This window comes from Lewinellaceae bacterium (assembly GCA_020636135.1).
GTDB lineage: Bacteria > Bacteroidota > Bacteroidia > Chitinophagales > Saprospiraceae > JAGQXC01.
Map to the genome: position 1 here is coordinate 370,923 of JACJYK010000002.1, position 23,657 is coordinate 394,579.

The window sequence follows — 23,657 nt, forward strand, 5'->3', positions numbered from 1 at the left end:
GCACCGGCGAGATCTACTATCCCAATGGGGACTGGCCGATCACCCTCAAGAACTAACGGTATTCAATCTGTTAAGAAATCATCGGTTCTGGCCGGACAATAATCCTGCCCTACGTATCAACAATACGCTGGCGCATTACCATGAATTGTACGATATTTGCACTCCAATAAGCAAAAAAAATCCTTGCAGGTTCAGGTCTGCTATACAATTACCTGACTTGCTGAACACCAGAGTCAAGATCTATGCACGATTATTCTTATGTCTTTAATGCCCACCCCGAGTTCATCGATAGCATGTATGCCAAATACCTCGCCGATCCCGCTTCCGTAGAGCCGGGATGGAGAACCTTCTTTGAAGGGTTTGAGTTTGGCGGGATGAATGGCCATGGGAAACCGGCTTCAGCACCGGGTGGTGTCACCAATGTAGAGCGTGACCTGTCTGTGGTTTCCATGATCATCGGGTACCGGAACCGGGGCCATCTGCTTTCCACCACCAACCCGATCCGTAAGCGCAAGGATCGCCATCCGCATCTGGCGCTGGAAGACTACCAGTTATCGGCAGCTGACCTGGACCAGCCTTTTATGGCGGGAGCAGTGGAACTGGGAATGGCACCAAACTCCACATTGCGTCAGATCATCGCTCATCTGGAAGCCATCTATTGCGGAGACATTGGCTTTGAGACCAACCACATCGAAAATAAAGAGAAACGGATGTGGCTACGTGAACACATCGAGCACCGGGACCTTTCCGACTCCTTTGGGATTCCCCTGGAGAAAAAACGCCGGATCCTGGAAAAATTGAACGGTGCAGTCATATTTGAGAAATTCCTGCATACCAAATACATTGGCCAAAAGCGCTTTTCGCTGGAGGGCGGGGAGACCACCATTCCGGCACTGGACGCTATTATCAATAAAGGAGCAGAATTCGGAGTACAGGAAGTCGTTATCGGCATGGCTCACCGGGGCCGTCTGAACGTCCTGGCCAACATCATGGGCAAGACCTATGAGCAGATCTTCAATGAGTTTGAAGGAACGGCTGTACCGGATCTCAGCTTTGGGGATGGTGATGTGAAATACCACATGGGCTATTCCTCACAGGTGCGCACCACAGATGATCACGATGTATATCTGAAACTGGCGCCGAATCCTTCCCACCTGGAGGCCGTTAATCCGGTGGTTGAGGGATTTTCACGTGCCAAGGCCGATATCCTTTACGGATCCGATTACGACAAGATCCTGCCGATACTGATCCATGGAGATGCGGCTGCTGCCGGCCAGGGCGTGGTCTTTGAGACTGTGCAAATGAGCCAGCTGGCAGGTTATTATACCGGGGGTACCATTCATTTTGTCATCAACAACCAGATCGGATTTACCACGGATTTTGATGATGCTCGGTCTTCGACTTACTGCACGGCAGCGGCCGGTATCGTACAAGCACCGGTCTTTCACGTGAATGGAGACAATCCGGATGCTGTCATCTGGGCCGTAGAGCTGGCTACCGAATACCGTCAGCGATTCAACAACGATGTCTTCATCGACATGGTTTGCTACCGTCGCCACGGTCATAATGAAAGTGATGACCCCAAATTCACACAGCCGCAGATGTATGACATCATTTCCCAGCATGCCAATCCGCGCGAGATTTACGCTCAGAAACTGATTACGCAGGGTACCGTAGAGAAAAAACTGGCTGAGCAGATGGAAGATGCCTACTGGAATTTCCTGCAGGAGCGGCTGGATATGATCAAGCAAAAACCATTGCCTTACACCTACCAGGAGCCGGAATTGGCCTGGCGTAAGTTGATGAAAGCCAATAAAGCAAAGGAGTTTCAGTATTCACCGGAAACCGGCATTACACAGAAGCAGGCCATGCATATCCTGGAGCGATCCATAGCTACCCCGGATGGATTCACCCCACTCACAAAAGTGGAACGCCTGCTGAAGAGCCAGCGTGAATACATCAAACAAAAGAAACTGGATTGGTCCATGGCGGAAATGCTGGCTTATGGCAGCTTGCTGCTGGAAGGGCATTCGGTCCGCATGAGCGGTCAGGATGTCAAACGGGGAACCTTCTCGCACCGCCATTCCATCTTTTATGATGCCAAAACCTACCAGCCCTATAACCGTCTCAACCATCTGGATCCCGATCAGAAGGGCCAGTTTATGATTTACAATTCATTGCTGTCGGAATTTGCCGTTTTGGGCTTTGAATTCGGGTATTCCATGGCTTCACCGGACAGTCTGGTCATCTGGGAAGCCCAGTTTGGTGACTTTGCCAACGGGGCGCAGACCATGATCGACCAGTTTGTCACCGCCAGCGAAAGCAAGTGGCAACGGATGAGCGGTCTGGTCATGCTACTGCCGCACGGTTATGAAGGTCAGGGCCCGGAACACTCCAGTGCACGACTGGAGCGCTTCCTGCAAATGGGCGCTGAATTCAATATTACGGTGGCGAATGTGACCAACCCGGCCAACTTCTTCCACCTCCTGCGTCGCCAGATCTACCGGCCCTTCCGCAAACCTTTGATCGTCATGTCACCAAAGTCGCTGCTCAGGCATCCGATGTGTGTTGCAGATGTCAGGGAGGTGACCGGGAAAAGCAAGTTTCAGGAATTTTACGACGACGCCAGGGTCAACACGGAGAAGGAAGCCAAAAAGATCCGTCGTGTCCTTTTCTGCACCGGCAAGATCTATTACGATCTGCTGCAATACCAGGATGAACATGTCCACCCGGATGTCGCGATCGTTCGCCTGGAACAATTGTATCCGCTTCCTAAGGAGCAGTTCGAGCTTTTGATGGCTAAATACGGACACGCAGAAAAATACTGGGTGCAGGAAGAACCGGTCAATATGGGTGCCTGGCAGTACATCCTGTCCTTTTATCCGGATCGCGGCTTCAAGGTTGTCTCCAGAAAGACCAGCGCCTCACCGGCTACAGGATTCAAGAAAGTGCATGATGATCAGCAGTTGCGGATCATGGAGCTGTCGTTCGCCAAGTGATGCAATACGTCACCCTATCTCTAGCAAAACGGTCATTCCGAACAGATTTGCAGAGCAAATCGTCGTGAGGAATCCCTTATCACCGTCAGAACAGCATAAGGAATGAGACTCCATCATCGTTTCTGAGGTTCAGGAAGCAGGGTTTCCATCACAAGATTCCAGGCAACCCTGCTTCTCAAACAAAAATGTCATTAGAGCCGAAACACGAGCGATGCAATCCGTCATGCAAAAGTGCAGCTCGCCTCTGCATCCTGAAAAACATAGAAGCGCTGTTCAGACCGAATATATGAATACGGACATCCGATCGTAAGAAATAAAAAACTCCGTGGCCCTCTGGGTAATCTCCGCAGTTGTATGTGTAACTCTGTGCAAAACCCAGCAAAACTCTGGGGATAAAAAACCATCCTTGATTTCCCTCTGTCAGGGTTTGGGCCCATTCACCAGGACAATGCGAATGCCATAACTCCAGGCCTGTAGTCCGGATGCATCGCTCACCTGGTCGTTCAGCCATTGCTGTAGCTCGGATGTGGAGCGGCTGCCGAACTGGTACCTGGCGTAGGGCTGCAGGGAGAGCTGCACATTGGAAGTACCTGGTAGCAGCCACTCGAGCCACGCTTCCTGGTGAAATCCGCCCTGCCGGTCGAGTTGAACAGACCGCGATTCATTTTCCCATTTGTGCCTTGTGGATACCAGATCGTAGCTTACTGCGGTGCCGATACCCGCCCGGCGTCCACTCGCACCCAGCATCGCCTGCCAGGTGTGGGACTGCAGGTAGATCCTCCGTGTCAGGTTTCCCTGTCCGGCGGGATTGGTCGCTTTATTGGACTGGAGGTGGATGGTCCAGGCGATGCCGGTATAGACCGGACTTTTAAGATAATACCGGGTCCCCAGTCTGAATCCGAAGAGATGATCCAGGTTGGCAAAGTCCCGGTTGTAGTTCTGTTGTTCATTGTGGGTTGAGATAGCCTGATCCAGGCCCGGATCATTGACCGCCAGCCAGTCAAATCCGGTCTCAATGTTGAGCTGCGTAAAAGCTAATGGTATAGCCAGGACAACAAAAGCGCAGGTTAAAAAGACACGCAACTGCATTAAAATTCAATTAGCCTAAAAAATAATTTAGATTAGTCTAAAATATTTGCACCTTTGTAGTGCTTATACTAACTTGGTCTAAAGTTACAACAATTAAAAGAGAGCAAATCAAATGAACCGAAAACACCTTATCGCATGGTTGCTTGTCCTGGGTGGAGGTGTATTGTGGGCTCAGGACGCCAGAGAAATTGTGCAGAAAGCCGATGAGAAACTCCGGGGCAAGAGCAGCATCATAACCATGAAGATGACCATCGTACGTCCCACCTGGACACGGGATGTTGAACTGAAGTCCTGGTCATTAGGCGAAAAGTATGCGCTGATGTACATTCTACAGCCTACCCGCGACCGGGGTGTGGTTTTCCTGAAACGGGATAAGGAGATCTGGAACTGGCAACCCTCCATCGAACGGATGATCAAACTGCCCCCCAGCATGATGATGCAGTCCTGGATGGGCTCGGACTTTAAGAACGACGACATGGTCAAACAATCCTCCATCGTCAATGACTTCAGCCAAAAGATAACCGGTGATGAAACCATCGACGGAAGGGATTGCTACAAGATTGAACTCATACCTAAAGAATCTGCAGCAGTAGTATGGGGCAAAGTCATCCTCTGGATCGACAAAAAGGATTACCTGGAACTCAAGTCGGAGTTCTACGATGAAGATGGCTACCTGATCCATACCATGTATGGCAAGTCCATTAAACTGATGGATAATGTCCTGTTGCCTTCCGTGTTGGAGGTGATACCGGCAGACGAACCGGGCAATAAAACGGTCGTCACCTATGTTAACGTCGACTTTGATGTACCCATCAATGAAGACTTTTTCTCGGTACAGCAAGCAAAGCGGATAAAACCCTGATCCATGTTACTGAGTCTCGCCTGGCGCAACATCTGGCGTAATAAACGCCGCACCCTGATTACGGCTGCTTCGGTTTTATTTGCCGTGTTGTTTTCTTCAGTGATGCAATCCATTCAGCATGGTACCTGGGATCACATGGTCGATAACGTAGTTAACTATTACTACGGATACCTGCAGATCCAGGGAAAGAAATTCTGGGATGACCGTTCCATCGATGAGATCATCGACCGGCAAACGCTATTGGATAAATTGCCGGAAGACTTCAAACAATCTTATGCCCTGATTCCCCGACTGGAGTCCTTTGCCCTGGCCTCTGCCGGGAACCGCACGCAGGGCGCCTTAATGATCGGTATAGACCCGGATGCAGAGAATGCCCTTTCGGGACTCAAAGGACGTATATCCAAAGGCGATTACTGGCAATCCTCCCCAACGGGGATCCTCGTCGGAGAAGGCCTGGCTGAAAACTTTAAGGTCGGCGTGGGCGATACCCTGATCTTTCTGAGCCAGGGCTATCATGGAGCCAATGCCATCGGAGAATACCCGATCCGGGGGCTGATCCATTTTGCTTCCCCGGATCTGTCCAAAAGCATGGTCTATATGCATCTGGAGGATGCCCAGCAGTTTTATGCCACCGGTGATCAGATCACTTCCATGGTGGTAGGCATCAAGGATAAGGAGGTGCTACCTGAGGTGATTCAAATCTTACATAACGATCTGGATACTGCAACGTATGCTGTCAAGGACTGGCAGCAGATGATGCCGGAATTGTTACAGGCCAAAGAAATGGATACGGCCAGTGCAAATGTCATTTTGATCATCCTGTACATCATCATATCCTTTGGCATTTTTGGCACCATCCTGATGATGACGAAAGACCGGCAATACGAACTCGGAGTCCTGCTTTCGATCGGGATGCGCCGCATGCAGTTGTTTGGTATGATGTGGATGGAAGTGGTGATGATCGGGTTGGTAGGGGTGGCTATGGGATTTCTGATCAGCGTGCCCCTGGTGAAATACCTTTCACTGCATCCCTTTCAGATGACCGGAGAATATGCCAGGGCTTATGAGAAATTTGGTGCGGAACCGATCATCCCGCCTGCTTTTGACTGGAACATATTCAGCTGGCAGGTCTTGTTTGTATTTGTGATCACATCCTTGTTAGCCTTTTATCCCTATTGGGTTATCCGGAAAATGAAACCGGTTGAGGCTATGCGATTGTAAGTCCATCATTTGAATTTATCGTGGTATGATATTTAAAGTTGCCTGGAGGAATATTTGGAGGAGCCGAACGAGAAGTCTGGTGGTCATCACCGCGGTCGTCCTGGGAATTTGGGCGATCATCGTGATCACGGGATTCAGCATTGGCATGGTGCGTACCTACATCCATACGGCCATCCTGAATGAATGGTCTCACATTCAGATTCACCGTTCGGATTATTTTGTAAATAAGGCGCTGGAGGACACCATCCCCGACGGCTTTGCTACCTATCAAAAGCTGAAAAGAGAATACCCGGAAACCTATCTGTCACCCCGTTTGCTGGTGCAGGGCATGGTTTCCTCACCCAAAGCTGCCCGGGGAATCACCATCAAGGCTATCTTACCCGCAGCCGAAGATTCGACCACCGAATTAAGCACCAATCTGGTCGATGGCAGCTACTTTGAAACGGATGCCCGCAACCCCATGATCATCGGTCAGGACCTGGCGAATAAAATTCACGTCTCCCTGAATAACCGGGTGGTACTGACCTTCCAATCCTATAGCGGAGAGATCACTGCCGCCTCCTTCCGAATTGTAGGCTTGTACGCAACCAAAGATTCGCGCTACGACAGTCAGCATATCTTCGTGCGGCAGGAGGACCTGAAACCGCTCCTGGGCGGCGATGGACTCCATGAGATCGCCATCCGGGTTCCGGACGGGACCGATTTTGAACCCATCCTGACTTCCATCCAGCAAGGCTATCCAAACCTGGATGTGCAGAGTTACCGTACGTTGTCTCCGGATCTGGTCCTTTACGAATCCACCATCGGACTGACATCCATGATCATGACGGTCATTGTGATGCTGGCCCTGATCTTTGGGATCATCAACACCATGATGATGGCAGTCCTGGAACGGATTAAAGAGCTGGGTATGCTGATGGCGATCGGCATGAATAAAAAAAGAGTGTTTAACATGATCATGATCGAAACGCTGATCCTGGGATGCATTGGAGCGCCCATTGGTATGCTTGTCGGGTACCTGACCATCGTAGGGACCAGTACATCCGGTCTTGACCTCTCGGCTTACTCTGCAGGGATGCGTGAATTTGGATTGTCCGATATCATCTACCCGTGGGTCCCTGCATCGCTTTATTGGCAACTTGCTATCGCGATCATCGTGACCGCATTGATTGGAAGCTTATTCCCGGCCTGGAAAGCCATCCGCCTAAGGCCGGTCGAAGCCATTCGAACCCTTTAATTTGAAAACATGAAGCCAGTTATTGTCACCAAAGGAATCACCAAGACGTATCAGCCGGACACCATCCCGGTCCATGCCCTGCGGGGTGTTGACCTGACTATCAACGAGGGCGAGTTTGTTGCTATCGTCGGTCCTTCCGGATCCGGGAAAACGACGTTATTGAATATCATTGGCGGGCTGGACCGTCCATCAGCCGGATACATCGAGGTGGGCGGCAAGGATATCTCTAAGTTTTCGGACAATGCATTGATTGACTTTCGCCGTGACAACATTGGATTTGTTTTCCAGGCATATAACCTTATTCCTGTCCTGACGGCGATTGAAAATGTAGAGTTTGTGATGCTCTTACAAAAATTACCCAGGGAAAAACGCAATCAACGGGCCATGGAGTTGCTGCATGCCGTAGGTCTCGATGACAAAGTCAACAAACGGCCCATTGAGCTTTCGGGTGGCCAGCAACAACGCGTCGCCGTGGCCAGGGCGCTGGCATCCAAGCCGGCTTTTGTCCTTGCGGATGAGCCTACTGCCAATCTGGACTCGGTCTCAACCGGTCAGCTCCTGGATATCATGGCCAATCTGAATCAGGAAGAGCAGATGACCTTCGTGTTTTCGACCCACGACCAGCGGGTCATCGACCGGGCACACCGCGTGATCACCCTGGAGGATGGTAAAATCATTTCTGATCGGAAAGGTCATGTTCAATAAATACCTAAACACACTATGCCTGCTGATGGCATTGCTGACCCCGGCCGTCCTGTTCAGCCAGACCGATAGCATCAAATGGGACCAGAAATCCTACATCAAGTTTCTGCACACCGAATTTTTTATCCCGGACCTGAAGCAGTCCCTCTCCGATCAATTATTCCATCACCGTTACAATGTCAAATATTATCCCAATCCGAACTGGACCTTAAGAATGGAGGTTCGTTCGCGCTTATTCTACGGAGAGCTGGTGAAGTCGACACCCGATTTTGCCGGTACCATCGACAATGCCAACAACGATTACTTCGACCTGAGCTGGGTGGTGGCCTCATCCAAATCCATTGTCCTGCACACCATGATCGACCGGCTTTCAGCAGCTTATTCCAAGGGGCCCTGGGATATCCGTATCGGCCGTCAGCGCATCAACTGGGGAATCCACACCTTCTGGAATGCCAATGATATCTTCAATGCATTTTCTTTCACGGATTTCGATTACGAAGAACGCCCGGGCAGTGATGCCGTACTGGCACGCTATTATTTCAATGGGAATTCCAGCATCGAAGTGGCAGCCAAAGCAGCCCATCATGTGCGGCTTGGCACCTATGCCAGCCTGTGGCGCTTCAACCGCTGGAACTACGACTTCCAGGTTTTGGGAGGATATTTTCAAAACAACATGGTGGCAGGCTTCGGATGGGCCGGAAACCTCGGCACCGCCGGATGGAAGGGTGAATGGAGCTATTTCCAGGACCTTGCCGATGGAGGGACGAATGTATTTACCGGTGCAACGGGCATTGATTACTCTTTCGCAAAGGGTACGTATGTGCAGGCAGGCTTTATGATCAACAGTCAGGGAGAAACACAGGCGCCGGTGACAGAGCTGTTTAATTTCAGCCTTTCGGCCAAAAACCTCTATCCCTACCGCAGCGCCATATACCTGCAGGCTTCTCACCCGATCAGTCCGCTGGTCAATGGCGGGTTGTCCATCATCTACAGTCCTGTGAAAAGCCAGCCCTTTTTTGTCAACCCCACCATAAGTGTTTCAGTGGCCGAGAACTGGGACCTGGACCTGGTCGGCCAGGTTTTGTGGAATAAGACCGATCACTTCTACTCCCCGCTGCAGGCATTCTTCCTGAGGATGAAATTCAGTTATTAAGTGGGTTGTAGATTTAATTCACAAACTTAAAAATAGATCACGTTTCAACAGGATAGCTCAATTATCCGTGTCTCTCTGCAAAAAAATCTTTCGTAAGCTATGTATACACCATCATTCTTGATTTATGAATCTTGATGTAAATGTGGCTATGTTGCAATTATTCAAAAATGAAAAAATTCAATGTAGAGGTGCTTTGTCATCATTGTTATTAATACTGATTATATTATCCTCATGTAATAAGGACAGAATTGAATTTGTCGAGATCAACTCACCAGAAATAATAAACTTCATTAAGCGTTTTGCTTTCGAGCGTAAGACAAATTTGATGTTAATGGAGATCATGTATAATGGTGATTCGACTGAAATTTACCTGGATGATTTCAGGTCTTCATTTGACTTACATGCAGGAGACGAATTTGGTTTCTTGGTAGATAAAAAGTGGCAAAATTTTACACCTCCCTTGCTCAAAACCCGAGTCAACTCAATTGACATTTATATTATTACGGGCATTGAAAAAATATGCAAATCGCGCAATCGATATCAACGTCTGCTTTGTGATTTAAAGGATAGAATATATAGAAGTGTTGAAAGTTACCTAACTGAAGACGATAGCTTTGAAGTTCAACCGCCTTCATGTTCAATGGAAATGCCATGGAAGATGGTTATTAATTATGATGCTACTAAAATGCGGACCTATGTAAGCAGAAGAGAGGGTTATGGCAATTTTTATTACCAAGTGGAAGAGATACGCATTGATTCAAGCTATATGGAGCGGTACAATTAATAAACCAATAGTTGACCATCAGTTTCCTATCAACCCACATTCGACCCTAAAACCATTTTATCGAATGCGCGAATTGGGTTAAATTGTGTTGAAATTCCTTTACACCGCATGGCGCAAAAGAAAAAAAGCACTACCTCCACACCCAAACCGGTCAAAAAAGTTCGCTCGAAGAAGTCCATTCCGGCACCTGCGGCATTCCATTGGAAACAACACTGGATCCCCGCTTTGATCCTGGTCGTACTCCCGCTTGCGCTGTACTGGCAGTCAGTGAATTACGACTTTGTCCTGGACGACAGCATCGTTTATTCGGAAAACAATTTTGTCAAAAAGGGGATCAGCGGCATAGGGGAAATACTGACCACCGAAACCTTTTCCGGCTATTTCGGGGAACAAAAGAACCTGGTGGTTGGCGCACGTTACCGGCCGTTGTCACTGGTCACCTTTGCCATTGAAAACCAGCTTTTTGGCACCAATCCAAAGACTGCCCATATCATCAACATCTTATTGTATGTCCTGTCGGTCATCCTGTTATACCGGTTGTTTTTTCTGCTCACCGGCGCATCGGCAAGCCGGACCTGGTTCTGGAGCTTACCTTTTGTCGCCGCATTGTGGTGGGTAGTTCACCCGGTACATGTCGAAGTGGTTGCCAACATCAAAGGCCGCGACGAAATTATGGCTTTGCTGCTGGCAGGCGGTGCAATGTGGTATGGTATGCGCTATTTTGATAAGGGTGGCTGGTGGCGCCTGGGCGTGATGAGTATCGCTCTACTTGGTGGTATTCTGGCGAAAGAAAATGCCTTCACCTTTCTCGGATTGATTCCGATGGCCTGGTGGGTATTCCGGGAATGGCGTTTCGACCGCAAAGGCTGGATGTTGCTGGGGAGTATGGCTGTCATCGGCTTGGTGTACTTTGCCATGCGTTATCATGCCATCGGCTATATCCAGGGCGTGGATCCCAATACGCTGAGCATCATGAACAACCCATTCAGAGGGATGAATCTGGGTGAGCGCATGGGCACCATTGCCTACACCATGCTGGATTACGTACGCCTTCTGATCTTCCCGCACCCGCTGACGCACGACTATTATCCGTATCATATTCCGATCACCAATTTTGGAAACTGGCAGCCCTGGCTGGCAATGCTGATATACCTGCCAGCGATTTATTTCGCCATAACCGGCGTGCTCCGGAAGAATACGGGCGCCTATGGGATTGCTTTTTACCTGGCCACCCTGCTGGTGATCTCAAACATCATATTTCCGGTGGGAACCTTTATGAATGAGCGTTTCCTGTACATGCCATCGTTTGGTATTGCGCTAACCTTAGGATGGCTGGTCACCGAAAGAATCCCAGTAAAATATTATCGGCTAGCCCAGGGGTTGCTCGTAATTACCGTCATCGGATTCCTGGTCCGGACCTACACGCGTGTCCCGGTTTGGGAAAATAAGGTGACCTTAAATCGTGCTGCTATGGCTGTTTCAACCAATAGTGCACGAGCTAATTTGTTCTACGGGACCATCTATTTTGACAAATCATTGCAGGCGGCCAATAATGAGGAGCGCAATATTAACCTGGATACCGCAGAAGTACACATCCGGCGCGCCATTGAGATCCTGCCTTCTTATGGGGACGCTATCCGTATGCTGGGGGGCGTTGCGGCTGAGCGGTACAAGACCGATGGCGACCTGAACAGGTTACTGGACCAGTTTTATCAGGTCTTAATGATGTATCCACGGGATGATTACATTCCCCAATACATGGAATACCTGAACAACCGCCGGCAGCAGATCGAGTTACTGACCGATTTCGATTACCGGGTTGGCACCGAGATCATGATGAAGAAATTCCAGTATTATCCGGAGGCAATCAAATACCTGAATTACGGTTTGACCTTGAATCCAGACGATCGCCGGCTTAATCAGGCGATGGCCGACAGCTATAGAGCTTTAGGTCAACCCGAAAATGCCACACCCTATTTACAACGGGCGCTGCAATGACCTCCCCAGCCAACATATACCTGCTGGCGCTGGCCAAGCTGGACACCATAGGGCCCATCACTGCCAAGAGCCTGATTGGTTATTGCGGCAGCGCTGAAGATGTGTTTAAGACCAAAGCGCATCGCCTGCTTAAAATACCCGGGGTGGGAGAAGCCGGAGCCCGCGCCATAGCGAATGCGGACCCGGAGCAATTGATCCATCCCGACTGGGATTGGCTGGAGTCGCGTCAGGTACGGATGATCTCCTATCTGGATCCCGCCTATCCTCAGCGGCTGAAACAGATCCCGGAGAGCCCAATATTATTGTTCTACCGCGGTTCGGCCAACCTGAACCCTCGTCGCGCCATTGCGATTGTAGGGACCAGAAAGCCCAGCCCATACGGGGTGACCATGACCCAGCGTATCCTGGAAGAACTCAAGGACTATCAACCCACGGTGATCAGCGGACTGGCATTCGGGATTGACGCGACAGCCCACCGCAAAGCTCTCGATCTTGGATTTCCTACCATCGGCGTACTGGGCCATGGACTAGATATTATATACCCTGCCGCCCACCGCAAACTGGCCTCAACCATGGAAAACAAAGGAGGTGGTTTGCTGACCGAATTCCCGATTCAATCCAGGATAGACAAGGAACATTTCCCGATGAGGAACCGCATCATCGCAGCTATGGCCGAAGCCGTAGTCGTCATCGAGTCCAAGGAGCGTGGCGGATCCATCATCACCGCGGAGTTTGGCAATGCTTATCACCGGGATGTCTTTGCTTTGCCCGGACGTACTTCCGATCCTTTATCCATGGGATGCAATGCACTGATCAAACAGCATAAGGCGGCTTTAATCGAATCCGGCCAGGATATAGCCTATCAAATGGGATGGACCGATGACGAATCGGGTCCTTCAAGGCAGATGAATCTGTTCCAGGCACTGGAACCCGATGAAGAGGCCATCTACGATATTTTACGGAACAATCCACAGGCGGATATCGACCAACTGGCTTACCTCTCCGGTCTCGGATCCAGTTCACTGGCTACAGTGATATTGCAGCTGGAGTTTAAAGGTATTGTGAAATCGACACCGGGAAAGCGATTTATTCTGGTGTAACCGCTAACTTTGAGCATGCTTAGTCTGAAATAAATGAGAGGAATTATTCTGGCTTTGGGTCTGATCATCCTGGGTGGATGTAAGACCACCCAACAAGCCACCACGGACCATGGACCGGTATCCCACCCGAAAAATATTGTTTTAATGATCGGTGATGGCATGGGACTGACCCAGATCTCCGCAGGATTGTATGCCAATAATAACCGGCTGAATATTGAGCGTTTTCCGGTTGTAGGATTACATAAAGCCTATTCTTCCAATGATCTGATCACCGATTCGGCGGCAGGCGCTACCGCATTCGCCTGTGGTAAAAAAACATACAACGGCGCCATTGGTGTCAATACCGATACGGTGGCTATGCCGACCATCCTCGAAGAGGCCGAGAACCATGGCCTGGCTACCGGGCTGATCGCCACGTCCACCATCGTCCATGCTACGCCGGCAGCTTTTATCGCCCACAATAAATTGCGCCAGAATTACGAGGACATTGCCACGGACTTCCTGAAGACCGATATCGATTATTTTGTCGGTGGAGGTGAGAAATTTTTCAATGCACGTACACTGGATAACCGTGACCTCGTCCGCGAACTGAAAGCGAAAGGTTATACGGTGTCCGATTATCAAAATGATGACCTGAATAAAATTGTCCTGAACAAAAATATGAAGTTCGCCTACTTCACAGCCGATGAAGATCCGCCCACAGCAGGACAAGGACGCGACTATTTACCGCTCGCTTCGGACAAAGCCGTCCGGTACCTGCAGAGACGTAGCGAAAAGGGTTATTTCCTGATGATCGAAGGCAGCCAGATCGACTGGGGTGGTCATGCGAACAATACCCAATACATCATCAACGAAATGCTGGATTTTGACCAGGCCATCGGTAAAGTTTTGGATCTGGCAGTAAAAGATGGGCAAACACTGGTCATCGTTACGGCAGATCACGAATGCGGAGGTTTTTCGATCAATTATGGCTCGAAGATGGGCAAGATCGAGGGCAAGTTTACCACACAGGGTCATACCGGGGACCTGGTTCCGGTTTTTGCCTACGGACCAGGCGCCGAGCTCTTCAGTGGTATTTATGAGAATACGGCCATCTACGACAAAATGATGCAGTTATTGGGCTTAAACGCGCCAAATTAGCATCGCTTTTAAGTTAATGAGTTAATCAGGTGATGAGTTAATGTGTATGATGGACGGATCGTACTATAGAAGCTATGGTCCCAGCCCATGCTGACCGAAGCGTCAGTACCCCGCACCCCACACCTCATACCCCGCACCCTTCTTTAGAGTTAATGAGTTAATCAGGTGATGAGTTAATGTGTATAATGGACGGATCGTACTATAGAAGCTATGGTCCCAGCCCATACTGACCGAAGCGTCAGTACCTCATACCCCATATACCACTCCCCCAATCCATTACACATGCCGATTATTCTTATTTGAAATCCCGGGATATTACGCCTATCTTTTAACTACCCAAACTGCTATCCGGATGATTACCAACCAATCCAAATACATCCTGCCATTCCTGCTATTGCTTTGCAGTTCGATGCTTTTTGCCCAGAACAACCCGCACACACTTCAAGTACAGGGAAATGAATTTGCCAGTGAGCCGGTGATAACCTTCAGTGGAACGGACTTGTATTTTGATTTCCCGGAACCAAACCTCCGAGTGGCCATCAATGGGGTCTTGGATTATTCCATAGGCAGCCAGGGGGTACAAATGATCATAGACTCTGCTTTTATCAACTCGACGAATATCAGCGTGATACCAGGGAATACGCTGAATTGCAACTGCCTTACCCTGAGTTATGCCTCGGAGTTTTATTCTACTGCTGCAGGCACCTATCTGCTGCAAGGCTCCGGAGGGGCCTATGGTATAGGCATGGCTGATGATTCGGTCCTCATGAGAAATTTGGATATTCATTACGAATGCCCACCGGTCATGGAGGTACAGGTGCATTCGATTATTCCGGAAACACCAACCTCGCTGGGTCAGGCGACCATCTCCATCGTTCACAGTGGACTGCCCTACAACCTGATCGCTGTATCATCAGGTGGTGTCAACGTCTTTCAAAATCAATCAGCACTGGGAGACTACACCATCCAGAGCAAGAGTGGAAATGGATTCGCCTCCGTCCTGGACCGTTTCGGCTGTAGCATCGATGAACCTTTCACAATCCCGCTTTGCAGCATTGCAGTAACTGCCAAGATACCTGTACCTGATTGCGATGGACAGATTTCCGGCTCTCTGGTGGTGACACCTTCCAATGATTATGCACCCTATCAGTATGCGTGGAGCGGACCAGCCAATCCAGGCAATTCGCCATCCATATTCCAGCCGGCACCGGGCACTTACCAGGTCACAGTTACAGATGCGATCGGCTGTACCACTACAAAAATGGCAGTCGTGGAATCAAAACTACCGCTGGCATTATCCTGTCAGACACAAAATGGAGTGAGTCGCGTGGGTGCACTGGATGGGAAGGCTTCGATCAGCTTTGTTGGCGGCAAGCTCCCGTACCGGCTGTACTGGACCGGACCACAACAAGGAAATAAGCAATTAAACCAGTCTGGTACGAACATCATAACCTCTCTGCCGGCTGGTGAATATACCTTCCAGCTGGTCGATAAAGACGGGTGTTCCGAGACCTGTACCCTACAAATACCGGATGTTCCCTGCTTGATGAAATGGGATGACGTGACCGTACTGGGTCCATCATGTACGGGAGAGGTTGATGGTTACATCTATCCTCAGACCCGTTCGGGAGTTGGTACCGTAAGTTATAGTTTGAAGAATGGTAATACGGTGTTTGCTGGTCCACCTTATCGGGGATTGGCACCGGATACCTATGTTTTGACTGCCACAGATGGCCTGGGTTGTCGTTTGGATACAACCATCACCCTGGTCGATCCGCCCGCATTGAAGCTCGCCTGTTCCCTCTATTTTCCGGTTAACTTTTACAATGGGGACAACGGGGTTATTGCCCTGGAAATAGCCGGAGGAACAGCTCCCTATCAGGTCGATTATCAGACCGGCAATATAACCCGGACCAGGGTATTTTTTGATGATGGGCAGCAACTGCTCGATGGTCTTGTTGCCGGTGATTATGCAATTACCCTAACGGACGACCGGGGCTGTCAGATACAGTGTAGCACAAGTGTGCCCAGCTTTATTTGTGTCCTGGAAGCATCCGAATCCCTGAGGCAGCCGGACTGCAGTCAGCCCTGGGGTTCTTTGTCCATATCCTTACAGGAAGCATTGGAGCCCGTAACTTACCGCTGGACGGGCCCGGTGGATCCGGGCAATGTAAGCCAGAGTATCCATTTGCCGGCAGGAACTTATGCGGTTGAGATCACCGACCACCGCGGATGTCGCGATACGGTTTCCGGGGAAATCGGAGAGATGGTTTCATTGGAAGTCAATGGTACTGTCCTTCAGGAAGAGACTGGGTGGCAACACGCCGATGGCCAGGTAGCTTTGAGTTGGTCGGGAAACGACACCCCAGTTCTGGTACAGTTATTCGGTCCGGATACATTGGTTGGTTTTTATGATGCAGGCCCATTGACCATCGGGGACCTTGCTCCGGGGAATTATCACGTTATCCTTCAGCAGGGTGATTCCTGTTTTGCAGTTTGTGATTTTAAGATTGAACCATTTGTGTGTTCCAAAGCATACACGTTAACCAGGACGGACGTGTCCTGTGCTGGCCAATCAGACGGAACCATCGGTGTACACATTACCGGGGATAGCCTGATCTACACCCTCATCCTGGACGACACTACGGTCTATTCACTGGATGATTCGTATCAGATCCGAGGCCTGGGTGCAGGTATCCATAAGATCGCCATCACCTTACCGGGCGGATGCACATTTAAGGATGAATTGGAGATCGTGAGCCCGGATCCCCTGAACTACCATGTTGATCTTCAAGCAGCTTCCGATAGCCTGACGGGCGACGGCTCCATTCAACTTACCATTTTAGGAGGAACACCTCCCTACCAGCTTTCCTGGTCCGATCAGGTCAATGGAGACTACCGGGACGGATTATTCGCTGGTCAATATGCATTCACCGTTACGGATGCTAATACTTGTTCCCTGGAGGGGGTGATCAATCTTAAATCCAATGATCTGCTCTGTGCGGGGTTGCAAAATGTGATTGAAATTTCTCCTGCATCCTGTTTTGCAGCAAAAGACGGGTCCGTCATTGTTCAACCGCACAATGGGACAGCTCCTTACACCATCCATTGGGAAGATGGAAGTCCGGACTTCAACCGGACCGGCCTTGCCACCGGTATCTATCAGTATCAATGGGTTGATGCGCTGGGTTGTCCGGTCCGGGATAGCGTGGAAGTAGGGTTCCGGGAGGATTCTTTGCGATATGTGGAAGTCGTATCCCTATGCCCTGGTACGACGATATCCTGGGACGGTCAGTTGATAACGGAACCAGGTAGCTATGCTCATTCCTACCTCAATCAGTCAGGATGCGACAGCCTGGTGGAACTGATGGTGGTAGCAATAGAATTGCCTGACTCCTTTCAAATTGAGGTGGTCGATCCTTCTCAATGCAGCCTTTCCGACGGCTCAATTCGGGTCCAGACCGATGGAATATATCCCGGACAATACTGGTTGAATGACCAGAATCCGTCCAGTCAACCATTTTTTGAACATTTGAGTGCCGGAATCTATTCCATCAGTTACCGCATGAACGGCTGTACCAAGGTGGTGGTCGACTCGCTAATCCTGCTGGGGCTGGAGCCTGCCTGGCAGGTGCAAATCGATACCATCTACCGGCCAATCTGTGGTATGACTCAATCCGGGGCTGTACGCTTACGGCTGGAAGGTGTAAATGGCGATGCCCGCGTTCTCTGGTCCAATGGTCAGGAAGGATTGTTTGCCGACTTCCTGGAGCCGGGCAGTTATCAGGTGACCATTACCGGGGATCCGGGATGTTTTCAATACGCGGACATTTTGGTGCCGGAGCCTGAAGTCGGGGTTTTGGATCTCCAGCCGAAAGCGTATACAATATGTGCCGGTGATCGATTGGAAATAACGCTGGATTCGTCTTGGACCTATCACTGGTCCGGTCCTGATGGCTTTGCTGGGGACACAGCCACTGTGGTATTGGTATCCCCAGGAACCTACCGGATTGAAGCCTGGCGTGATGTGTGTGTTTCTATCGACAGCATTGAAGTGCAGACTCTGGATGAATTGTTTGATGCCAGTTTTTTAGTTCCTCAGCAAGTTATTGCTGGCCAGCCCTTCATTGCCGTGGAAAACAGTTGGCCAGTGCCTGACAGCATATTTTGGGAAGTGGAAGGAGGCGCGGAGATGGTGGGGCAAAATCTAAATCAGCTAACCCTGCAAATGCCGGTTGCGGATACCTCACTGGTTCGGTTGACGGCCTGGAAAGGAGCCTGTTCGGTCACTCTGGAAAAGCAGATCATTGCCTATTCAGATACCTCGGCCCTGAGTAATCCGCTTTTTGCTCCACCATCGGAAATCATTTCTGCCCGGTTAATGCCAAATCCGAACCAGGGTGTGTTCAGGACAACAGTAACATTAAGCGCTGTTATGCCTTCCCAGCTTCGTATTTACGACCCGCAGGGCATGCTGATAACCAGTCGCAATATAGCCAGTCTTGATTCCTATGAAGCGTCGTTTGAATTGACGGATCTGCAACCGGGATTGTATACGCTGGCAGTCCAAACTGCAGGAGACTGGAAGACGGTACCATTTATTATCGTGTTGTAGAAAGCCCCAATACAATTGGTACTAATGGTTATCGACAACAACCAGAAATTTTTTTCGGTATTCGGTCGGAGTTGATCCGGTGAACTTTTTGAATACCGTATTGAATGAGGACTTGGAGTTAAATCCCACTTCATAAAGTATCTCCAGAATGGTCAACTTTTGTTTTTCCGGATCCTTCAGTAGCTCGGTGGCTTTTTTAATGCGGTATTCGTTGACGAAATCAAAAAAATGCTGGTGAAGAGAATGATTGATGAGGGTTGATAATTCCGGAACCGAAATGGATAATTCGCGCGCGAGCTGATAGATGGTAAGCGAAGCATTCAAATAGGGTTCTTCCATTTCCATATGTCTTCGTAGGGTCTGGATCATGGCAATGTTTTCCGGTTGACCTACCTGAGGCTCCTCGTCATGAGCCGTTTCAGAGTTTCCATATTCTTCGCCCGGAATCTGCTGTTCTCCATCAAATAAATTCTTGTGCTGATAGGCCTGGAAGCTTACGAAATACAGGAAAACAATTACAAAGCACCAGGTGATGATCTCGTAACTATGGTCGTATTTTCCTCCCAATGCAATCCAGATAAGGTTGATGCCCCACACCAGGATAATCGGCAAAAGCACAAAAATGAATCGCCACAACCAATTGATGTTGAGCATGGCATTATCCGAATAATTCCTTCGGATAATCTGACGATACTTCAGAACCTCTTTGATGGAAAGGCCAAAGACGATCAGAATCAGCAGAAAGGCATAGTATTGCTGGATCATGAATATCGAAGATACCAGGTCCTCTCCCAGGACCGCTTCAATCTTCTGATGTGTACCCAGGTAAAGAGCCACATTCACCAGGGTGATCGCAGCAAAAGCGATAGCTAGGAAATAATGAAACCGTAGGAATTTTCGGTAATGGTTCGAGCGCCCCACTTTTTCCAGGATGTAATTGAAAAAAAGAACGGGGTAGAAGATCTTGACTTCCGGGAAGGCAAAATAGTACCAGTTGTAGGATCCGATCGGATCACCGGGTAGAAACTCCAGAATTCCTTCGTAGACAATAACCAGCAGGAATAAACCCAGGATCCGATTGGCCAGACTACGATGTTTTCTGGAAAACAGATAAAGCATCGCCAGAAGGATCCCCTGTATTAGTGCTGCCCAGCCTGCCGTATTGATAATGTTCTCCATGAAACGGTTGCCTTATTTGAGGCCATCGAATAATTCCACCAGGAATTAATTGCCGGATTTGAACAGTCACATTTACCCTGGTGGTCAGCTAAAAATACTAAGAATCAACCGATTAGGAAAAAGTCGAACGTCTTCTTCAGGAAAGTCGAACGATTGACGTGAGGATTTATTCGTTCGACTTTTTTATTCGGTCGACCGGTGGCAGGTGAATGACTCACCTTTGAAGTGTCCGAATAAGTCGGAGAAACAAATTAAAATTTTTCATTCTAAATCAAACGTTATGAAAACCAATGCATTCATCTTAATCCTGACCACCCTCGCCACTTTATTGTTCACGAGCTGTGAGAAAACGAATTTTGGAATCATCAGACCATCCGCTCATGTTTCCTCGACAACGCATCCCATTCCGGCAATCACAGAACTCGATGTTGCCGACCGCTTTGAGGTTGAAGTAAATTTCTCAGACTCGGAGAATGACTTACGCATTGAGGCTAATGAAAACCTGCATCAGTACATAGTCGTGGAGCAGACCGGCGGAAAATTGACCATTCAATTGAAGCGGTTCCATCCGTCCATCTCGGGTGTCCCAGTATTGAAAGTCTACTTAACTACACCCTCGGTTCAATCCTTTAAGGCAGAGGGCAGCACGACCATACACGTTCTTGACCCCTGGCAGGTCAATAAGGCATCCATCGAATTAACCGGTGCCAGTGCCTGGTATGGCACCCTGGAGGCCAATCGTCTGGATGCAAAACTATCCGGTGCTTCCACGTTGAGCCTGGAGGGATCCGTTCAGGACTTTGCAGTCAATGCTGAAGGTGCATGTGAGATGACCGGATTTGCTTTTGAAGTAGGCAATCTGGATACCGATCTGAGTGGTGCCAGCTCATTGTCACTGACGGTACAAGACGCGATGAGGGTTCGGGCTACCGGTGCTTCCATGGTGTATTATCAGGGAAACGCAGTCATCGAATACCAGAATTTGACCGGTGGTTCGCAAATCATTAAACGGTAAAATTAATGCACGAGCCCAACCAATGGTTCCTAATCAACCCAATAAAATTGAATAGCATGAAAACCACATACCATCTTATAATTTTCACTCTGGTATTTTCAGCGGCCTGTTTAAATGCCCAGAATGGTGTCCAAAAATCATTGGGCGTGAGCTGGGGACTCAGCAACATCCAGCGGCAGGATCTCATCTTTTCTCCGATGATCCACCGGGACTGGTCGCCGGTAAATACCGTCATCGATTATCATCGTACGGGGAAAGCAGAACAACATCTGATGGCCAAGTTTGCTTCCTACCGCGCGTCCATCGTTGAACCTTATGAATACCTATCATTTTACAATGGGAACGAGACAACCGTTCCACAGCAATTCACAGTCCTGGATTTGAACTATGATCTGGGATTTCCGCTGGTTAAAAATGATAGATTGCAGTTACTCATGGGCGGCCGGTCAGCCAATCGCCTGCTGCCTTCCGGATATTCTTTTGGAAACCTGCAATCTTTCGGATACTATTTTTCCTTTGGATTGGACCTTTGGTCACGTGTCCAGCTGCAGGTGGGTGAACGGAATCGCCTGTTAGCAACCCTGGCTTTGCCACTGTTGGCCTACAATGCCCGGTCCTCCTACCTCTGGCACACGGACCCCTATCTGATGTGGAATTATTCACACAGTGGACTGACTGCGTTTGGTAATTACCTGACACATGGTGAACTGCAGTCATGGGGTAAAGCACGAGGCATCGATCTGGATTTACAATACCTGCACACGGTTAACGATCAATGGGACCTCGGTTTGCGCTATCTGTATTCGTATCGCTACAACAGCGATCCAAACCGGTTTGGACAATTGGAGAATGGGATTTATTTAAGTGGACTCTACAAATTTTAAATCATGAAACTTTACAATAAATATTTAGCACTCTTCTTTCTTGCGATCGGCTTAATACAATGCGAGAAAACAGCGTTCGTACCGGAACCGGGAAAGGATCCTGAAGCCATTTTCGAGGCGCTATGGACCTCTTTTCAGAACGATTACGCCGGATTTGATCAACGGCATGTAGATTGGCAGGAACAATACCAACGTTTCCGTCCGCAGGTTAACGCGAATACGACAGATGATGCATTAGCCAATACCATAGAGTCTATGCTCAGTACGCTTGATGATGGGCACGTTGCATTGATCAGGCCAAACCGCCGGGTATTTTATTCCAATAAAATAGTCAATGAAGAAATAGACAACGATTTGTTTAATCTGGAATTGATCAAAACACACTATTTACAAGATGTTCATTCGGATTACGGTGGGGGCATCGTCTATGGTAAAATCGGAACCCTTGGGTACATTCATTTGAAATACATTGGGCTTAATCTGCTGGGACTTGATGAGGCTCTGAATTATCTGCATGATGTAGAAGGCTTGATCTTTGATTTGAGGCATAATGCTGGTGGTGATTTTACCTATGCCTATTCGGAGTTCGGACGATTGACCAATCAGGAACGTTTTGCTCACCGCTCCCAAACGAAAAACGGGACAGGACCTGACGATTATACGCCCTGGTATGACTGGAACATCCACCCGAAAGGGAAGTATTTTGACAAGCCTATTGTCCTGTTGACGGACCGGTATACCATTAGTGCCGGCGAAAGGATGACCATGGCATTTAAAGCGCTCCCTAATGTGGTTCATCTTGGGGATACGACAAATGGAGCAATTTCAACCAAGATCCTGAAGGAATTACCGAACGGGTGGGTTTATTCGGTCGCCACGCAACATATCGAGTTTCTTGATGGCATTTCCTACGAAGGAATAGGTTTGATCCCGGACGAGGTGATCCGGAATACCAAAGAAGAGGTGGATGCCAATGTGGACCACCAACTGGAGGTAGCGATCCAACGCTTTTGAGGGTATTGCCCGGATTGTTAAGTCCACATGAAAAGCAGGCTATAAACCAATAAATGGATGGCATACGACAGGCCTATGATCAGATAAGGATTGTATTTTTTCCCGTGCATCTGATCCAGTCGTAACAGTCCCGTCAACAAGAATATGGTTATCGCATATTGGGCATACTGGGTAAAATTGGCAGACCAACCCAAGCGATGAGGCCCGATGTACGCCAGCGTTGGGCCGAGAAAAACAATTGCCGTGCCAATCATATAGCGCATATGCAACGGTTGTTGCCTGCGATAATAAATGGCCAGGCCATAAAACAGTATCAGCAAAACCGAATCCGCGAGGGGGAAAAATAGATTCATGGGTTCGTCAGACCCGCTGATCCGGATCACCTGAAACCAGGTGGATAAAATCAAGACGGGAAACAGGAAATAAGACCACTTTCCGACCCGGCGATGCCAATCCACCTTGTGATACCGGATCAGCATGGGTTGTGCGATCAACAGTCCAATCCATGCCAGAACGACCACAGTATGAAAGCGTAAATAGCCATTCATCTGTTCACCGAACTGGGGAAAATGGATAAAACAAGATTTATCCATGCCAAAGTAAGCCAGAGGGATCAGCAAGAGGAGTGCGTAGCCTAGATTTCTGTATCCTTTTTCCATTTCAAA

General features: G+C 49.0%; 17 protein-coding genes. 14 read left to right on the forward strand and 3 right to left on the reverse strand.

Annotation, left to right across the window (positions count from 1 at the left end):
* Nucleotides 1–242: 242 nt before the first annotated feature.
* A complete protein-coding gene (locus tag H6570_16590; protein ID MCB9320903.1) occupies nt 243–2,999 on the forward strand; it encodes a 2-oxoglutarate dehydrogenase E1 component in 2,757 nt (918 codons plus the stop codon).
* Nucleotides 3,000–3,419: 420 nt separating this feature from the next.
* Here the strand turns inward: H6570_16590 and H6570_16595 are convergent, their stop codons facing one another.
* Nucleotides 3,420–4,088, reverse strand: a complete 669-nt coding sequence (locus H6570_16595; protein ID MCB9320904.1) for a hypothetical protein — start codon at nt 4,086–4,088, stop codon at nt 3,420–3,422.
* A 112-nt stretch (nt 4,089–4,200) separates the two neighbouring features.
* Between H6570_16595 and H6570_16600 the strand changes: the two genes are divergently transcribed.
* From H6570_16600 to H6570_16645, 10 genes are all read left to right on the forward strand, one after another.
* Complete coding sequence (locus H6570_16600; GenBank protein ID MCB9320905.1) at nt 4,201–4,950, forward strand: outer membrane lipoprotein-sorting protein; 750 nt, start codon at nt 4,201–4,203, stop codon at nt 4,948–4,950.
* 3 nt (nt 4,951–4,953) lie between these two features.
* Nucleotides 4,954–6,171 (forward strand): ABC transporter permease, encoded by a 1,218-nt coding sequence (locus H6570_16605; GenBank protein ID MCB9320906.1) that lies wholly within the window; start codon nt 4,954–4,956, stop codon nt 6,169–6,171.
* A 25-nt stretch (nt 6,172–6,196) separates the two neighbouring features.
* A complete protein-coding gene (locus tag H6570_16610) occupies nt 6,197–7,408 on the forward strand; it encodes an ABC transporter permease (GenBank protein ID MCB9320907.1) in 1,212 nt (403 codons plus the stop codon).
* Between the two features lie 9 nt (nt 7,409–7,417).
* Complete coding sequence (locus H6570_16615; protein ID MCB9320908.1) at nt 7,418–8,113, forward strand: ABC transporter ATP-binding protein; 696 nt, start codon at nt 7,418–7,420, stop codon at nt 8,111–8,113.
* Nucleotides 8,073–9,263, forward strand: a complete 1,191-nt coding sequence (locus tag H6570_16620) for a hypothetical protein (protein MCB9320909.1) — start codon at nt 8,073–8,075, stop codon at nt 9,261–9,263. The genes H6570_16615 and H6570_16620 overlap by 41 nt, the downstream gene beginning before the upstream one ends.
* A 124-nt stretch (nt 9,264–9,387) precedes the next feature.
* Complete coding sequence (locus H6570_16625) at nt 9,388–10,047, forward strand: hypothetical protein (GenBank protein ID MCB9320910.1); 660 nt, start codon at nt 9,388–9,390, stop codon at nt 10,045–10,047.
* 108 nt (nt 10,048–10,155) lie between these two features.
* Entirely contained in the window at nt 10,156–12,045 is a 1,890-nt protein-coding gene (locus H6570_16630; protein ID MCB9320911.1) for a hypothetical protein, read from the forward strand.
* Nucleotides 12,042–13,145: a DNA-protecting protein DprA gene (gene dprA / locus H6570_16635; GenBank protein ID MCB9320912.1), complete on the forward strand. Its 1,104-nt coding sequence runs from the start codon at nt 12,042–12,044 to the stop codon at nt 13,143–13,145. Before H6570_16630 ends, dprA begins: the two co-directional genes overlap by 4 nt.
* Before the next feature lie 144 nt (nt 13,146–13,289).
* The gene (locus H6570_16640; protein ID MCB9320913.1) at nt 13,290–14,285 is read left to right on the forward strand and encodes an alkaline phosphatase; all 996 of its coding nucleotides are present in this window, start codon (nt 13,290–13,292) and stop codon (nt 14,283–14,285) included.
* A gap of 352 nt (nt 14,286–14,637) precedes the next feature.
* A complete protein-coding gene (locus H6570_16645; GenBank protein ID MCB9320914.1) occupies nt 14,638–18,900 on the forward strand; it encodes a hypothetical protein in 4,263 nt (1,420 codons plus the stop codon).
* A gap of 21 nt (nt 18,901–18,921) precedes the next feature.
* Here the strand turns inward: H6570_16645 and H6570_16650 are convergent, their stop codons facing one another.
* Nucleotides 18,922–20,079 carry a helix-turn-helix domain-containing protein gene (locus H6570_16650; GenBank protein ID MCB9320915.1) on the reverse strand — a complete coding sequence of 386 codons (1,158 nt, stop codon included), beginning with the start codon at nt 20,077–20,079 and terminating at the stop codon, nt 18,922–18,924.
* Nucleotides 20,080–20,359: 280 nt separating this feature from the next.
* On the opposite strand from H6570_16650, the gene H6570_16655 reads away from it, so the two are divergent.
* Genes H6570_16655 through H6570_16665 form a run of 3 tightly spaced genes read left to right on the forward strand, consistent with a single transcriptional unit; the run spans nt 20,360 to nt 22,992 of the window.
* Entirely contained in the window at nt 20,360–21,094 is a 735-nt protein-coding gene (locus H6570_16655) for a DUF2807 domain-containing protein (GenBank protein ID MCB9320916.1), read from the forward strand.
* A 56-nt stretch (nt 21,095–21,150) separates the two neighbouring features.
* Nucleotides 21,151–21,978: a hypothetical protein gene (locus H6570_16660; protein MCB9320917.1), complete on the forward strand. Its 828-nt coding sequence runs from the start codon at nt 21,151–21,153 to the stop codon at nt 21,976–21,978.
* 3 nt (nt 21,979–21,981) lie between these two features.
* Nucleotides 21,982–22,992, forward strand: a complete 1,011-nt coding sequence (locus tag H6570_16665; protein ID MCB9320918.1) for a S41 family peptidase — start codon at nt 21,982–21,984, stop codon at nt 22,990–22,992.
* Between the two features lie 17 nt (nt 22,993–23,009).
* Here the strand turns inward: H6570_16665 and H6570_16670 are convergent, their stop codons facing one another.
* Complete coding sequence (locus tag H6570_16670; protein MCB9320919.1) at nt 23,010–23,651, reverse strand: hypothetical protein; 642 nt, start codon at nt 23,649–23,651, stop codon at nt 23,010–23,012.
* Nucleotides 23,652–23,657: the final 6 nt, after the last annotated feature.

Bases quoted from the DNA above. Each gene is read 5' to 3' on its own strand.
- H6570_16660 (MCB9320917.1), top strand. From the start codon at position 21,151: ATGAAAACCACATACCATCTTATAATTTTCACTCTGGTATTTTCAGCG.
- H6570_16630 (MCB9320911.1), top strand. From the start codon at position 10,156: ATGGCGCAAAAGAAAAAAAGCACTACCTCCACACCCAAACCGGTCAAA.
- H6570_16600 (MCB9320905.1), top strand. From the start codon at position 4,201: ATGAACCGAAAACACCTTATCGCATGGTTGCTTGTCCTGGGTGGAGGT.
- dprA (MCB9320912.1), top strand. From the start codon at position 12,042: ATGACCTCCCCAGCCAACATATACCTGCTGGCGCTGGCCAAGCTGGAC.
- H6570_16620 (MCB9320909.1), top strand. From the start codon at position 8,073: ATGGTAAAATCATTTCTGATCGGAAAGGTCATGTTCAATAAATACCTA.
- H6570_16625 (MCB9320910.1), top strand. From the start codon at position 9,388: ATGAATCTTGATGTAAATGTGGCTATGTTGCAATTATTCAAAAATGAA.
- H6570_16615 (MCB9320908.1), top strand. From the start codon at position 7,418: ATGAAGCCAGTTATTGTCACCAAAGGAATCACCAAGACGTATCAGCCG.
- H6570_16670 (MCB9320919.1), bottom strand. From the start codon at position 23,651: ATGGAAAAAGGATACAGAAATCTAGGCTACGCACTCCTCTTGCTGATC.
- H6570_16650 (MCB9320915.1), bottom strand. From the start codon at position 20,079: ATGGAGAACATTATCAATACGGCAGGCTGGGCAGCACTAATACAGGGG.
- H6570_16595 (MCB9320904.1), bottom strand. From the start codon at position 4,088: ATGCAGTTGCGTGTCTTTTTAACCTGCGCTTTTGTTGTCCTGGCTATA.
- H6570_16665 (MCB9320918.1), top strand. From the start codon at position 21,982: ATGAAACTTTACAATAAATATTTAGCACTCTTCTTTCTTGCGATCGGC.
- H6570_16590 (MCB9320903.1), top strand. From the start codon at position 243: ATGCACGATTATTCTTATGTCTTTAATGCCCACCCCGAGTTCATCGAT.
- H6570_16605 (MCB9320906.1), top strand. From the start codon at position 4,954: ATGTTACTGAGTCTCGCCTGGCGCAACATCTGGCGTAATAAACGCCGC.
- H6570_16640 (MCB9320913.1), top strand. From the start codon at position 13,290: ATGATCGGTGATGGCATGGGACTGACCCAGATCTCCGCAGGATTGTAT.
- H6570_16655 (MCB9320916.1), top strand. From the start codon at position 20,360: ATGAAAACCAATGCATTCATCTTAATCCTGACCACCCTCGCCACTTTA.
- H6570_16610 (MCB9320907.1), top strand. From the start codon at position 6,197: ATGATATTTAAAGTTGCCTGGAGGAATATTTGGAGGAGCCGAACGAGA.
- H6570_16645 (MCB9320914.1), top strand. From the start codon at position 14,638: ATGATTACCAACCAATCCAAATACATCCTGCCATTCCTGCTATTGCTT.